A 14,399-nucleotide genomic window follows, 5' to 3' on the forward strand; every position below is an offset into this window, starting at 1 on the left:
TTGCCGCAATTGTTGCTGTATCAAGGGGACATTAATGGTTCCGCGCTAACAGCAGCTCAAATTCGTCTGGTGGCACCGGTCTCGAAAACAAGTAGCCTTGTCCATAATCGCATCCGGCATTTTTTAACAAGTCGCGCTGCAATTCAGTTTCTACCCCTTCGGCAATGACCTTCAGTCCTAGCTTGTGTGCCATGACAATGATGGCCTCCGCCAGTGCACAATCGCTAGAGCCGGGTGTCATATTGCGTACAAATGACTGATCGATTTTCAGGTAGTCGATATCAAACTTTTTCAAATAGGACAAGGATGAATAGCCTGTACCAAAATCGTCCAGCGCGACTTGAATCCCTGCATCCCGGAACTGTAATAATTTGTCCGTGACCTTGGTGCTTGCATCGAGCAGCAAACCCTCGGTAATTTCTACACTGATTGCTTGTCCCGGCAATGCTAATTCATGTAAATAATCGATCCAGCTGACATAGCGGGATGTGTCGCGTTGAAATTCGACAGGCGATTGATTTACACTAATCTGAAAATCTTTTTGTGCATGAAATCGCTGGCGCCATTTTGCCGTGCAGCGCGCAGCTTCGCGAAATACGATGTCGCCGATTTCTACAATCAATCCACTGCTTTCAGCGATCGGAATGAATTCCAGCGGACTGATAAAGCCACGTTGCGGGTGACGCCAGCGAATCAGCGCTTCCGCTTTATGGATTTGTCCTGTCTCCAGAGAAATGATAGGTTGGAAATGAACTGAAAGTTGATTTTCTGAAAGCGCCGTACGCAAGTCATTACCCAACCTGAGGCGAGCAAGTGATGCAGTTTGCATGCTCGGTGTGAAGTAGTGAAAGCGATTGCGACCGGAATTTTTTGCCGCGTACATCGCCTGATCGGCGTGCTTGAGCAAATCATCAAGGTTGTCCGCATCGTCTGGATACAAGCTGATTCCTACGCTGGCGGAGAGAAAAATTTCTTCTTCTCCCAATTGAAACGGCTTCGTCATTTTATCGATGACGGCCTGCGCAATTTGCTCCGCGTGTTCAGGGTTATGCTGACCCGGCAGGGCGATCGTGAACTCGTCGCCACCGAGACGTGCCACGGTGTCGGATTCTCTGACGCAACCTAGCAGTCGGTTGGCTGCTTCAATTAATAAGGTGTCGCCGACGGAGTGGCCGAGTGTATCATTGACCTCTTTGAAATGATCCAGATCGATAAACAGGATGGCCAGCATTCTTCCGTTGCGCTTGGATTTTTTGATGTCCTGTTCCAGGCGGTCATAAAACATCCTGCGGTTTGGCAAGCCAGTCAGTGTATCAATATGAGCTTGTTGCCAGATAACGCTTTCTGCATTTTTCCGTTCGTCGATGTCGAGGTGCGTACCGAGCATGCGTAACGGCTGTCCATGCTCGTCACGCTCAACAATCGCGCCGACTGAGAGTATCCAGCGCCAGTCTCCGCTGGTCGTTTTTTGTCTGAATTCGACACGGTACGCAGGGGTGCGTCCCTGAATGTAATCATTGTAAGCTTTGGTTGCGACAGGAACGTCATCGGGATGCATGCGCTCTATCCAGGCTTGATGCGATTCGCAAAGATCAGCTTGCTCGTATCCCAACATCTGCGCGTATTCCTGATTCACCACCGCTGCGCCAGTCTGGACATTGACATCGTAGAGTCCTTGTCTGCTGGCTGAGAGCGTCATCCTCAACCGTTCTTCGCTTTCCTTTAATGCGGCTTCGGCATGTTTACGTTCTGAAATATCGGTATGTGTACCGATGACACGCACAGGTTTACCTTGTTCATTCCTTTGGATAACGGTACCGCGAGTGAGTATCCATTTCCAGCGACCGTCTTTGCACTGAACCCGATGTTCGTTGATGTAGATCGGCGTCTTACCTTCAAAATGTGCCTGACGATCAGCGTACATCTGAGCCAGATCATCCGAGTGTGTGCGCCGGTCTAGTTCTTCTGACAGATCTAGAATTTCTTTATCATCGTAGCCGTAAATTTCTTTTAGTCTGGGCGAGAGTATTTCTATACCGGTTTGCGGATACCAGTCCCAGACGCCATCTCCAGATGCTTCTAGCGCGAGTTTCCATCGTTCTTCATTCGTCTTGAGTTGTTCTTCAATTTTTTTTTGATCTGAAATATCCCGGATAAATGCATAGCAACCTCTTACGCCATTGTCACCAAAATCGGGATAGAGCTCCGCCGCTATGTGTCGGGCTGTGTTGCCAAAATAGGGTACGAGGGCTTCGTAGGATACATACTCGCCAGCCAAGGCCCTATCAATGTACCCGTGTACTTTTTCAAACGCTTCAAGACCGATGACGGACGATATTTCCATACCAATTGCGTCCGATTTTTCAAAGCCAAACCATTTCACATAGGTTTGATTGATGAATTGGTAGCGAAAATTTGCGTCGAGATAGGAGATACAGAAAGGAAGTGCGTCGATCAGATTCAGAAGATTTTCTGTTTCATGCGGAAAGCCTTGAGTGATCGACTTCATTGCACTGATATCTTCTATGGTGCCGCGGATCGTGACACCGGTGGCAAATTCCTTTCCTTCGATGACCTGATTAGCAATACCACGTTGCCTTATCCATTTGCTGCGTCCGTCAGGGCCAGTGAATTGAAATTCAATATCAAAGGGGGTACTTTTTAAGACGGATTCTTTGATTGCTGAATCTAGTTTCTTCCAGGTGGGATCCGGATAAATCTGTGCTGCTTCTGTTGCTGATAAGCGGGTTTTTGCGGGATCAAGAGCAAAAATGGCGCACACCAGCGGTGACCAGTAGAATTCTCCGGATTCTTTGGACCAGGTCCATGTACCGACATTTTTCAATTCATCAGCCCCATTCAATCAGGTCGAACATTGAAGTTTATAGCGTACGTTTGGTTGAGCTTTGCTTGGTAGCTTTGATCAAATATTAACTCTTTGTATTGTCTGCGGGAGGAATTTTCCAGAAAGAATCTAATTTAGTTGTTTTCAACTCGGTCCTTGCAATGTTGGACCGAATTAAGCGCCGCCAGCAAAATCGTTCTGACGCCATGCCTCATACACGACGATTGCTACTGTATTTGATAGGTTGAGACTGCGGTTATCTGGTCGCATAGGTAAGCGTATGCGTTGGGATTCGGGAAATGAGTTTCTCAAGTTCGGATGCAAGCCACGTGTTTCAGCGCCGAATACAAAGTAATCGCCCGGCATAAAGCTGGCTGCCGAAAACCTTGACGAGCCATGTGTGGTGAGCGCAAACATACGGCCCATATCAGGCTGTTCCAGTTCCAAAAAAGCTTCCCAGTTCTTGTGCACCTTCATATTTGCGTATTCATGGTAATCCAGACCTGCACGCTTCATTTTGCTATCGTCCAGAGGGAACCCAAGTGGTTCAATCAGATGCAGCTCTGCACCTGTGTTGGCACAGAGGCGGATAATGTTCCCTGTGTTTGGCGGGATTTCGGGTTCTACTAAGACGACATGAAACAAGGTGATTTCCTTTAGTTGTTTAGCTGATGTGGTGCATGATGCTACGTGATAGTGCGATGATATTAGTGAGGGATGGTTCTGGCAAATACATAGTTGCTTACGCGGATGGCGCCAAAACGTTTAAGTGTCATGGCCATCTCGTTCAAGGTGGTGCCTGTTGTGATGACGTCGTCGACGATTCCGATATGGCGACCTTTAACTTGGTCAATGAACTGGGCATTGGGGATAAATGCCTGTCGCATATTTTTGTGTCTTTCATCTGGATGCAGGCTGCTTTGTTGTCGCGTTTCTCTGGTCCGCTCCATTAGATTGGCCTGAAACTTAATGCCTAACTGCTTGGAAAGCGGTCTCCCTATCTCAACTGCTTGATTAAACCCACGTTCCTGTAATCTTTTTTGTCCAAGCGGTACTGTCGTCAATACATCGGGCAATGGATGATCCAGGCTGTTTAAGATGGCGTCTCTTAATAAGTTGGATAGCAGCGGTGCCAGCATTAATTGATGGGCAAATTTTAAGGCTAGTACTAACTGATCTGCCGGTGCTACATAGTTGCATGCCACGATCGTACGGTCGAAGCTGGGAGGATTTGCAATACATTCACCGCAGCGCGGTAGTGTTTTTGTGGTGAGGGCTATGACGTGTATATGGTTCAATATCGGCAACGCGCATGTCGTGCAGCGTATCTGTGTTGCCTGAAAATACTGCATGCGACAAGCTTGACAAAGCGTGTTTTCATTGTCCTTGCCACATAAAACGCAGGCAGACGGCAGTAGCCTTGCCGTCTTCATCAGATACGCAGTAAGTCGGTTAAATCGTGAGGAATGCATGCAAGGGTCGGCGATATGGATGACAAACGTGTAAACTCAGCACATTATCGCATTCTCTAAATTCCTAAGCCATGTTGAGCGCTCCAATTGATTTGTCACGTGTACGGTACCTGTTTTCACATCCTGAAAAAACGGAAGGATCTGATTTTTTAAGGCGTGAGGTCGCTGTCCGTATGCGTGAAAAGCTGGAATTAGTCAAAATTCAGCCCGGCCGCTTGCTGGATGCTGGTTGTGGCGAGGCGGCAGATTTGGTTCACATGCAGAGCTTATATCCCCAGGCGCAATTGCTTGGTGTGGATGCTTCGCAGCAGATGTTGCGCTCAGCTCACCGGAAGCGAGACGCGGCACAGAGTTCAGTGGGGCGTCTTTTGGGTAAGTGGCTGCCAGCGGGTTTGCGTGCAAGTCATTCGGATAGTCTTTTGTGTGCGGATTTTGCACGACTGCCAATCGCCTCAAATTCTATCGATATGGTCTGGTCAAATCTTGCCTTGCACTGGCATCCTCAGCCAGATCTGGTCTTTGCTGAGTGGCGCAGAGTCCTGCGTACTGAGGGTTTGCTGATGTTTTCTTGTTTTGGGCCAGATACTTTAGTGGAGTTACGCCGTGCTTTCTCGGAGATCGATGACTTACCTCATACCTTGCCTTTTGTCGATATGCATGACTTTGGCGACATGCTGGTCAATGCAGGATTTTCTACTCCCGTGATGGATATGGAAAAAATTACCCTGACCTATCAAAGCGTGGAGCAATTGTTTGCCGACGTGAAGTCAATGGGTGGCAATCCTCTTTTAACACGTCGTCAGGGCTTATTGGGGCGGGCTGCTCATCAGCGTTTAAGTGATGCCCTGTCGCACACACGCGGCGCAGACGGGCGAATTCCGTTGACTCTGGAGGTGGTCTATGGGCATGCGTTTCGGCCCATTCCCAAAAAACTCGCATCAGGTGAATCAATTATCCGGCTTGATTTTCCCAAAAAGGGAATTTAATTCAGCTCAAACTTCGGTGAGATTTTTTTCTCACCACTTATTTTAGGTGTCGTAATCTGAGCCTGATATGCGCCAGATCATAGTGATATGACCCGCTTTCTGCTTGATATGGGGCCGCTTTACGCCTTATACTCTTGCAGTTGTGGAAGTTGTCCTTGTGCATTGGCACTATATTTTGTTTGAGCTGTAGCAAAACGGACGCTTCTGTTAAAAGAATTCTAATGGGTTTTTTGGGGAAATCATGAAACATGCGAAGCGATTACCGTCGTTAATGCTTGGTGCCTCGCTCCTGGCGGCAAGCTTGCCATCTTGGGCAGTGGTAGACAGTCAAGGCGGTCCAGCTGTAATGCAATTGAATTTGCAACCACCGGTGACACAAATTGCGTCACAAATTTACTCCATACACAATTTAATGCTGGGCATCTGCCTGGCTATCTTTATTGCTGTGTTTGGCGTGATGTTTTATTCGATTTTGAAACATCGTAAATCGGTAGGACACAAAGCGGCGACTTTTCATGAAAGTACCGCAGTTGAAATTGCGTGGACAATCGTTCCTTTTATTATTGTTATTGCAATGGCATTGCCTGCGACTAAAACAGTCGTCGCGATGAAGGATACTTCCAATGCGGATCTGACTATCAAGGCGACGGGCATGCAGTGGAAATGGGGATACGATTACCTCAAAGGTGAGGGTGAAGGTATTTCCTTCCTTTCCACACTTTCCACGCCAAGGTCTCAAGTCGGTGCGCCTGGTATAGCGCCTACCGAAGCGCGTGGCGATAACTATTTGCTCGAAGTTGATAACGAAGTGGTCGTGCCGGTCAATAAGAAAGTCCGCATCATTACAACGGCAAATGACGTGATCCACTCATGGACGATTCCTGCTTTTGGAGTGAAGCAAGATGCTATCCCTGGTTTCGTTCGTGATACATGGTTTAAGGCTGAAAAAGTTGGTACTTACCGTGGTCAGTGCGTCGAGTTGTGCGGTAAAGAGCATGCATTTATGCCTATCGTTGTTAAAGTTGTTTCCGAAGCAGATTACAAAGTCTGGGTCGATGGCAAGAAAAAAGAGATGGCAGCCAAAGCGGATGATCCAAATAAAGTATGGACAGTCGATGAGCTGAAACAGCGCGGTGAAAAAGTATACGCGGCAAATTGCGTAGCTTGTCATCAGGCAACGGGTAAAGGTGTTCCTGGTGCGTTCCCTGCGCTGGACGGCTCAGCTGTTGTGAATGGTCCTAAAGCAGGTCAGGAAGCGATTTTGTTGAACGGTAAAAATGGTATGCCAGCATGGAAAGCAACTTTATCTGATACAGAAATTGCTGCTGTTATTACTTACACTCGTAATAGCTGGACCAATAAAGCCGCCGAAAACATTGTTCAGCCAGCAGAAGTGCTTGCTGCGCGTAAGTAATTGCAGGAAGAACAGGAGAATTTGATGAGCTCTACTACAGTCGCGCACGCTCACGACCACTCGCATGACGATCATGCACATGATCATCCTCATGGCTGGCGCCGTTATTTATTCGCCACCAACCACAAAGATATCGGTAATCTCTATTTGTGGTTCGCTTTCACGATGTTGTTATCTGGCGGCGTGCTGGCCTTAATGATCCGTAGTGAATTGTTCCAGCCTGGTTTGCAATTGATGCAACCGGAATTTTTTAACCAGCTGACGACCATGCATGGTCTGATTATGGTGTTCGGTGCGATCATGCCGGCATTCGTTGGTTTTGCTAACTGGATGATTCCTTTGCAAATCGGCGCGTCCGATATGGCATTTGCCCGCATGAACAACTTTTCGTTCTGGTTGATGCCACCGGCAGCCTTGTTGCTGATGGGTTCTTTCTGGGTGCCTGGTGGTGCAACTGCTGCTGGCTGGACTCTGTACGCACCATTGTCCACACAAATGGGTCCAGGTATGGACATGGCGATTTTCGCTGTCCATATCATGGGTGCTTCTTCCATCATGGGTTCCATCAACATCATCACCACCATCCTGAACATGCGCGCTCCTGGCATGACTTTGATGAAGATGCCGATGTTCTGCTGGACTTGGCTGATTACTGCTTATCTGTTGATCGCGGTTATGCCGGTATTGGCTGGTGCGATCACCATGACTTTGACTGATCGTCATTTCGGTACTTCCTTCTTCAATGCTGCAGGCGGCGGTGACCCTGTGATGTATCAACACATTTTCTGGTTCTTCGGACATCCAGAGGTGTACATCATGATTTTGCCGGCGTTTGGTATTGTTTCCCAGATTGTGCCTGCATTTGCCCGTAAGCCTTTGTTTGGTTATGCATCGATGGTTTATGCAACTGCATCCATCGCGATTCTGTCCTTCATCGTCTGGGCGCATCACATGTTTACAACCGGTATGCCAGTGACGGCACAGTTGTTCTTCATGTACGCCACCATGTTGATCTCGGTACCAACAGGCGTGAAAGTATTTAACTGGGTAGCAACAATGTGGAAAGGCTCGATGACTTTCGAAACGCCTATGCTGTTTGCTGTCGGCTTTATTTTCGTATTCACCATGGGTGGTTTCACAGGTCTGATCCTGGCGGTGACGCCGATTGATATCCAGTTGCAGGATACTTATTACGTGGTTGCCCACTTCCACTATGTATTGGTGGCGGGTTCACTGTTTGCACTGTTCGCCGGTTTCTACTACTGGGGTCCGAAATGGACTGGTTTCATGTACAACGAAACACGTGGCAAGATTCACTTCTGGGGGTCATTGATTGCGTTCAACGTGACTTTCTTCCCTATGCATTTCCTGGGCTTGGCCGGTATGCCACGCCGCTATGCGGATTATCCAGCACAGTTTACGGATTTCAACCAGGTAGCAACTATTGGCGCTTTCTGGTTTGGTCTGATGCAAGTTTATTTCTTGCTGGCTGTGGTTATTCCGTCGATCAAGGGCGGGCAACCAGCAGCAGCGAAGCCTTGGGATGGCGCAGAAGGATTGGAATGGACAGTACCTAGTCCTGCACCGTTCCATACATTCGAAGAACCACCTGTCGTTAAATAAATTAAGGTAGGGCGCTGCTAGCAGCGCCTTAAGTAAAAATGAGTAACGGCAAAAAACCAAACAATCTCAGAACGGCTTTAATTTTGTTTTCGGTTGCCCTGGTGTTTTTTATTGGTGTATTCGTCAAACAAACCTTGCGCTGAGGCTCAGGGTATGTCCGATGAATTAGATCAAGTGAAATCAGGTAAAAATAAACTCAACGCGACTATGTTGAGTAAGCTGCTGGTGATCGCTGTATTGATGTTTGGCTTCGGTTATGCCTTGGTACCTATTTATAAGCAGATCTGTGAGTTGACAGGAGTGAATATTTTGACGCCGAAAGATATTTCGGTGAAAGAAATTACGAACTCTCAAATTGACCGCACGCGGGAAGTTACCATTGAGTTTGATGCTAATACACAGGGGCCTTGGCGCTTTCGTCCTACGGTATCAAGCATGAAAGTGCATCCTGGTGAAATGGCACAAGTAATGTATGAGGTGGTGAACAAGCAGTCATACAAAATGGATGCTCAGGCTATCCCTAGTTATGCGCCACAACAAGCCTCGGCATTCTTCAAGAAAATGGAATGCTTCTGTTTTAAGCAGCAGACTTTAGAAGCGAATGAAGCTAGGCAAATGCCCGTCGTGTTTTATATTGATCCGGCGCTGCCAAAAGATGTAAAGACCATTACTTTGTCTTACACGTTTTTCGAGGTAGGTGGAAAACCTAAACTGGCTGATAAAGGCGTATGACATGGATGAGCTGAAGCAGGCTAGTAAGCGGAAAATTTCTTTTTTTGCCACGATGAAAGCAGTATTCTGGTCATTTTTAGGGATACGAAAAAAAAATGATTATGAGCAGGATGCGGCGCAATTAAATCCAATTCACGTAATCATCGCTGGTGTTCTCGGCGCATTGATTTTTATTACGATCTTGGTGCTCATAGTAAAAGCTGTTGTGGCAAAGTAAGTCAAAATTAGCAATAAATAAAGTAATACTTCAAGTTTAAAAATTGTATCGGGAGATGGAAATGAGTTCTCAAAACGCTAATGCACCGTACTACTTTGTGCCTGGACCATCGCAATGGCCAGTTCTGGGTGGGGCGAGTTTATTGTTGACTATGATCGGTGCGTCAGCATGGGTCAACGGTATTACTTGGGGTGCTTACCTCAATTTTGCAGGTATTTTTCTGACTTTGGTTGTTCTCTACAACTGGTTTGGTGATGCAATCGCTGAATCTGAAGGCGGTAAATACAGCGCACGTATTGATGTGTCTTATCGTTGGAGTATGAGCTGGTTCATTTTTTCGGAAGTGATGTTCTTCGGTGCATTCTTTGGTGCTTTGTTCTATGCGCGTAGTATTTCTATGCCCTGGCTGGCGGATCTTGACCATAAGGTTTTATGGCCAGATTTCGCAGCACAATGGGGTAATGCAGGCCCGGCGGGTACGATTGAAGCATTTAAAACCATGGGTCCTTTCCCTATTCCTACCATCAATACGGCATTGCTGTTGACGTCTGGTGTGACACTGACAATCTCCCATCATGCGCTGCGTGAAGGCCATCGCGCGAAAACTGCGTTCTGGTTGTTTGCTACGGTGTTATTAGGCGCAGTGTTTATGGGTTTTCAGGCGTATGAATACATGCATGCGTACAGCGAACTGAACCTGAAGCTGACCTCAGGTATCTATGGTTCTACATTCTTCATGCTGACGGGTTTCCACGGCTTCCATGTCACCATGGGTGCAATTATGTTGTCTGTTGTTTTGTATCGTGTCATGAAGGGCCATTTCACTCCTGAACAGCATTTTGCTTTTGAAGGTGCTGCTTGGTACTGGCACTTTGTTGACGTTGTATGGCTCGGTCTGTATGTCGTCGTATATTGGCTATAACTGATACACTTGTCATACATAAAAAAGCCGCACAATGTGCGGCTTTTTGTTAGGTGTGCATAGTTGATTGCTTATTTATCTGATGCCAGTTGGTTGAATCAGTCCAAAATGATTTGCCAGTAAAATCAAGAGAAACAGGCTAATCGAAAAACCAACCCGAAAGGCCAGAGCTTTGACGGTACGATTACTGCGGCCTTTATCCTTCATGAGGTAAACCAGTGCAGATCCCATGTTAAAGATGATCAGAAAAAAAGCGATTGCTACCAGGATTTTCATGCCGTTCTGCCCACTCATAAAAACTCTATTGTAATGCTTAATAAGTTTCGTTTTCGCTGGATTCCTCTATTGGTCACAATGTTGCTCTGTGTGATCGGCATAAGTCTGGGACAATGGCAAACTCGCAGGGCGCATGAAAAAGAAATAATTGCCCAGGCAATGCGGGAGCGCGCTAAGTTACCAGCTTTATCTTCTCAGGCTCTATTTGCCTCTCCTGATTCTGTATATCGGCGCGTCAGCTTAACGGGACATTTTGTCTCTGAATGGCCTCTTTATCTGGATAACAGGCCATTAAAAGGTGTGGCAGGATTTTATGTTCTTATGCCGTTTAAGATTGAAGGTGTGGATCAGTTTGTTTTGGTCGGCAGAGGCTGGCAAGCACGTAATGCACATGACCGTGCAAACATGCCGCCGCTAGTTACCCCTTCGGGAGTCGTGCAGCTAGAGGGGCAATTGCATGAAAATTTTGGTCATGTAATGCAGTTAGGGCAAGCTGAAGTCATTAAGCCTGGTGCTGTTTTGCAAAATGTAAGTCCAGCAGAATTATCAAGAAAAAATGGGTGGAAAATACATCCTCTGATTGTGGAGCAAAACTCGGATTTAGCGGACGGATTACAGCGTGATTGGCCGCTGCTATCAGATGGTTCTGATAAACATCGGGCGTATGCGTTTCAGTGGTACGCCTTGTCATTGATGGCAATTATATTTTTTGTGGTTACAGGATATCGTCGTGGAAAAACCGAATAGTAAACATGCAGGTCGCTGGAAACTTTTATTGGTCTTAGCTGTTTGTGCTGCGCCGATGCTTCTCTCTTACCTGTTTTATTTTGTCATTAAACCCGAAGGCAGAACTAATTATGGTGTCATTCTGGACCCTCGCTCCTATCCCATGCCTAAACTTGATGCGCATTTGCTAGGTGGTGAATCAAAAGAGCTCGATGCGTATAAAGGTAAATGGATTCTGCTGCAAGCCGATAGCGGTGAATGTGCCGACGCATGTAAGAAAAAAATGTACGACATGCGGCAGTTACGCCTGATTCAGGGAAAGGAAATGGATCGTATAGAGCGTGTCTGGCTAATTACTGACAATAAACCCGTAGATACCGTTTTAATTCGCGAATACGACGGCATGCGCATGTTGAGCGTAAGTCAGGATAAGCTCAAATCCTGGCTGCCAGTGGATGCGAATACTGTTATCAGCGATCATATTTATATGATTGATCCGCTAGGTAATTTGATGATGCGTTTCCCAAAAGATGCCGATCCGAATAAGGTGAAGAAGGATATCGGTAAATTACTGAAAGCGTCGGCAATAGGCTAAATATGTGGATGCAAATTGCAATTACGGCTTTGATTCTTGCGACGATTCCGCTGAGTCTTGTCTGGCTGTCAAAGAATCAAAGTAAATATCACAAACTCATCTCGGTCAGTATGTTTCTGACTTTTGACCTGATCATGTTTGGCGCATTTACACGTCTGACTGATTCAGGTTTGGGCTGTCCGGACTGGCCCGGCTGCTATGGCGAGGCCAATCCATTTCAAGCCCACCATGCAATTAGTGCTGCCCAGGCCTTGATGCCAACCGGACCGGTAACGTTGTCAAAGGCATGGATAGAGATGATCCATCGTTATCTAGCGATGAGTGTGGGTCTCTTGATTGTCGCGCAAATGGTTTATGCCTGGTGGCGACGCAAAGATTTATTGACCTCACCCTGGTTGCCAACGTCGATATTTCTTCTTGTGTGTGTACAGGGCGCATTTGGCGCCTGGACTGTGACTTTGAAGTTGCAGCCGGTGATTGTCACGACGCATCTTTTGTTGGGAATGGCATTGCTTGCCATTCAAGCTTGGTCACTGGCTAGTCAGAATCAAATGCAAGGCACAGCTACTACACAGAGATCCAAGCCTGAACCACTCATTACTTTTGCAACCGTAGCGCTCACGTTGCTCACAATACAAATTGCTCTCGGTGGCTGGGTTAGCACTAACTACGCTGCTTTAGCTTGCCAAGACTATCCTCTTTGTCATGGTGTCATTATTCCGGAAATGGATTTTGAGCATGGTTTCAGCTTATGGCGTCAGTTGGGTCAGAAAGCCGACGGATCATTTTTGCCATTTTCTGCACTGGTCGCTATTCATTGGGTGCACCGGAGTTTTGCGTGGCTAGTGATCATTGCGGTCGTTATTACCGCCTCTCTGGCGCGTAAAAAAACTGAGGTGGCATCGCTGGGCCGATACATACTGATTGTTATCGGAGTTCAGTTTTTGACCGGCGTTTCAACCGTATTTTTCTCATGGCCCTTGTTTCTCGCCGTGTTACATAACGGTGGTGCGGCCTTACTTGTCCTGCTACTGAGCATGTTAAACTACCGCATTAGACACGTGGTAAGTGCATCGGCAGCAACTCAGTAATAAAAAGTAACACGCGTCCTCCTCCCCTAGATTTTCTATGACATCACTTAGTATTCCATCCAGTCGAATGGCTCAATATTGGGCTCTGACGAAGCCTCGTGTCACACAATTGGCGGTATTTTGTGCGGTGATAGGTATGTTCCTGGCTACGCCAGATTTGCCAGATTGGCGAATCGTTGTCGCAGCAACGATCGGTATCTGGTTATTGGCGGGCGCAGCATTCGCCGTGAATTGCCTGGTTGAGCGTGAAATTGATGCACGTATGGCCAGGACGGCAAGACGAGCTTCGGCTCAGGGTGAAATCAATCCTTTGCAGATATTGATTTTTTCCGGCGTCATTGGTGCACTGGGGATGTGGGTTTTGTACACCATGGTGAATCCACTCACGATGTGGCTGACCTTTATTACCTTTGTTGGGTATGCGGTTATTTATACGATTATTCTGAAGCCAGCGACGCCACAAAATATCGTGATCGGTGGCTTATCCGGAGCGATGCCTCCGGCGCTTGGTTGGGCAGCGATTGCGAACGATGTCCCCATGCAAGCTTGGCTTTTGGTATTGATCATCTTCATCTGGACGCCACCGCATTTCTGGGCTCTGGCAATGTATCGCCGTGATGACTATGCCAAATCCGGCTTACCGATGCTGCCAATCACGCATGGGATGGAATTCACCCGTTTTCATATCTGGTTATATACGATTGCTTTGTTTGCGACCACCATGCTGCCTTATGCCGTGCATATGAGCGGATTGATTTACCTAGTCAGTGCGGTCATTCTCGGTACGATTTTCCTGTGGTATGCATGGCGAATTTATCGTCATTATGATGACGTGCTTGCCCGTAAGACGTTTGCTTTTTCTATTATTTATTTATCGTTGCTGTTTGCTGTATTGCTGGTCGATCACTACATTAAATTATGACTTCATTCATTCGCTTTGCCAGCGTGCTGCTGATGTTAGTCATGGTGGCATGCAGCAAACCTGCTCCACAGTTTACAAACACGGACCTGACGGGTCTGGACTACGCCAAAGACTTTTCCTTGACTGACCACAATGGCAAAGCAAGAACCCTGTCTGATTTTAAAGGGAAGGCTGTCGTCATCTTTTTTGGCTACACACAATGCCCGGATGTCTGTCCCACAACCATGGCTGAAATGGCGACAGTAATGAAGCAATTGGGAACCTTATCCGATAAGGTACAGGTCTTGTTTGTGACGGTTGATCCAGAGCGCGACACGCAGGATCTATTAGCTGCATATGTGCCTAATTTTGATCACAGATTTTTAGGAATGTACGGTGATGCTGCAGCCACGGCTAAGGTCGCGAAGGATTTTAAAGTGTATTACCAAAAAGTGCCAGGAAAGACGCTAGGTTCCTACACGATGGATCACACCGCAGGTAGCTATGTATTTGATCCTGAGGGACGGATACGTTTGTTTTTGCGTCATGGACAGGGCGCTGAACCGATTGTCCATGATCTGAAATTACTTCTACAATAA

Annotated in this window: 16 protein-coding genes; 12 read left to right on the top strand and 4 right to left on the bottom strand. The window is 47.0% G+C overall.

Annotated features, from left to right (window positions below; all coding sequences use genetic code 11):
* Window positions 1-31: 31 nt before the first annotated feature.
* The 3 genes from ACO0LE_RS02880 to ACO0LE_RS02890 all read right to left on the bottom strand — a co-directional run bounded on the left by ACO0LE_RS02880 (window position 32) and on the right by ACO0LE_RS02890 (window position 4,317).
* Window positions 32-2,863: an EAL domain-containing protein gene (locus ACO0LE_RS02880; protein WP_422958905.1), complete on the bottom strand. Its 2,832-nt coding sequence runs from the start codon at window positions 2,861-2,863 to the stop codon at window positions 32-34.
* Between the two features lie 156 nt (window positions 2,864-3,019).
* Window positions 3,020-3,490 (bottom strand): tRNA (uridine(34)/cytosine(34)/5-carboxymethylaminomethyluridine(34)-2'-O)-methyltransferase TrmL, encoded by a 471-nt coding sequence (gene trmL / locus ACO0LE_RS02885; protein ID WP_422958906.1) that lies wholly within the window; start codon window positions 3,488-3,490, stop codon window positions 3,020-3,022.
* Between the two features lie 62 nt (window positions 3,491-3,552).
* Complete coding sequence (locus ACO0LE_RS02890) at window positions 3,553-4,317, bottom strand: ComF family protein (RefSeq protein WP_422958907.1); 765 nt, start codon at window positions 4,315-4,317, stop codon at window positions 3,553-3,555.
* A gap of 71 nt (window positions 4,318-4,388) precedes the next feature.
* On the opposite strand from ACO0LE_RS02890, the gene ACO0LE_RS02895 reads away from it, so the two are divergent.
* From ACO0LE_RS02895 to ACO0LE_RS02925, 7 genes are all read left to right on the top strand, one after another.
* The gene (locus tag ACO0LE_RS02895; RefSeq protein ID WP_422958908.1) at window positions 4,389-5,303 is read left to right on the top strand and encodes a methyltransferase domain-containing protein; all 915 of its coding nucleotides are present in this window, start codon (window positions 4,389-4,391) and stop codon (window positions 5,301-5,303) included.
* A 241-nt stretch (window positions 5,304-5,544) separates the two neighbouring features.
* Window positions 5,545-6,717: a cytochrome c oxidase subunit II gene (gene coxB / locus ACO0LE_RS02900; protein WP_422958909.1), complete on the top strand. Its 1,173-nt coding sequence runs from the start codon at window positions 5,545-5,547 to the stop codon at window positions 6,715-6,717.
* 24 nt (window positions 6,718-6,741) lie between these two features.
* The gene (gene ctaD, locus ACO0LE_RS02905) at window positions 6,742-8,340 is read left to right on the top strand and encodes a cytochrome c oxidase subunit I (protein WP_422958910.1); all 1,599 of its coding nucleotides are present in this window, start codon (window positions 6,742-6,744) and stop codon (window positions 8,338-8,340) included.
* A gap of 38 nt (window positions 8,341-8,378) precedes the next feature.
* Window positions 8,379-8,483: a cytochrome oxidase small assembly protein gene (locus ACO0LE_RS02910; RefSeq protein ID WP_422957382.1), complete on the top strand. Its 105-nt coding sequence runs from the start codon at window positions 8,379-8,381 to the stop codon at window positions 8,481-8,483.
* Between the two features lie 10 nt (window positions 8,484-8,493).
* Entirely contained in the window at window positions 8,494-9,072 is a 579-nt protein-coding gene (locus ACO0LE_RS02915; protein WP_422958911.1) for a cytochrome c oxidase assembly protein, read from the top strand.
* A gap of 1 nt (window position 9,073) precedes the next feature.
* Entirely contained in the window at window positions 9,074-9,289 is a 216-nt protein-coding gene (locus tag ACO0LE_RS02920) for a DUF2970 domain-containing protein (protein WP_422958912.1), read from the top strand.
* A 61-nt stretch (window positions 9,290-9,350) separates the two neighbouring features.
* Window positions 9,351-10,211: a cytochrome c oxidase subunit 3 gene (locus ACO0LE_RS02925; protein ID WP_422958913.1), complete on the top strand. Its 861-nt coding sequence runs from the start codon at window positions 9,351-9,353 to the stop codon at window positions 10,209-10,211.
* A 75-nt stretch (window positions 10,212-10,286) separates the two neighbouring features.
* On the opposite strand, the gene ACO0LE_RS02930 is transcribed toward ACO0LE_RS02925, so the two are convergent.
* Window positions 10,287-10,487: a twin transmembrane helix small protein gene (locus ACO0LE_RS02930; RefSeq protein ID WP_422958967.1), complete on the bottom strand. Its 201-nt coding sequence runs from the start codon at window positions 10,485-10,487 to the stop codon at window positions 10,287-10,289.
* Window positions 10,488-10,520: 33 nt separating this feature from the next.
* Here ACO0LE_RS02930 and ACO0LE_RS02935 point away from each other — a divergent pair, with 33 nt between their 5' ends.
* Genes ACO0LE_RS02935 through ACO0LE_RS02955 form a run of 5 tightly spaced genes read left to right on the top strand, consistent with a single transcriptional unit; the run spans window position 10,521 to window position 14,399 of the window.
* Complete coding sequence (locus ACO0LE_RS02935) at window positions 10,521-11,234, top strand: SURF1 family protein (RefSeq protein WP_422958914.1); 714 nt, start codon at window positions 10,521-10,523, stop codon at window positions 11,232-11,234.
* Complete coding sequence (locus tag ACO0LE_RS02940; RefSeq protein ID WP_422958915.1) at window positions 11,218-11,808, top strand: SCO family protein; 591 nt, start codon at window positions 11,218-11,220, stop codon at window positions 11,806-11,808. Before ACO0LE_RS02935 ends, ACO0LE_RS02940 begins: the two co-directional genes overlap by 17 nt.
* A 2-nt stretch (window positions 11,809-11,810) precedes the next feature.
* Window positions 11,811-12,899, top strand: a complete 1,089-nt coding sequence (locus ACO0LE_RS02945) for a COX15/CtaA family protein (RefSeq protein WP_422958916.1) — start codon at window positions 11,811-11,813, stop codon at window positions 12,897-12,899.
* Window positions 12,900-12,936: 37 nt separating this feature from the next.
* On the top strand, window positions 12,937-13,821 hold the full coding sequence (gene cyoE, locus ACO0LE_RS02950) for a heme o synthase (RefSeq protein ID WP_422958917.1): 885 nt from the start codon (window positions 12,937-12,939) through the stop codon (window positions 13,819-13,821).
* Window positions 13,818-14,399, top strand: coding sequence for an SCO family protein (locus ACO0LE_RS02955; RefSeq protein ID WP_422958918.1), 582 nt, complete (start codon window positions 13,818-13,820; stop codon window positions 14,397-14,399). The genes cyoE and ACO0LE_RS02955 overlap by 4 nt, the downstream gene beginning before the upstream one ends.

The sequence above is a fragment of the Undibacterium sp. Xuan67W genome, assembly GCF_049340165.1.
In the GTDB taxonomy this organism is placed as follows: domain Bacteria; phylum Pseudomonadota; class Gammaproteobacteria; order Burkholderiales; family Burkholderiaceae_D; genus Undibacterium.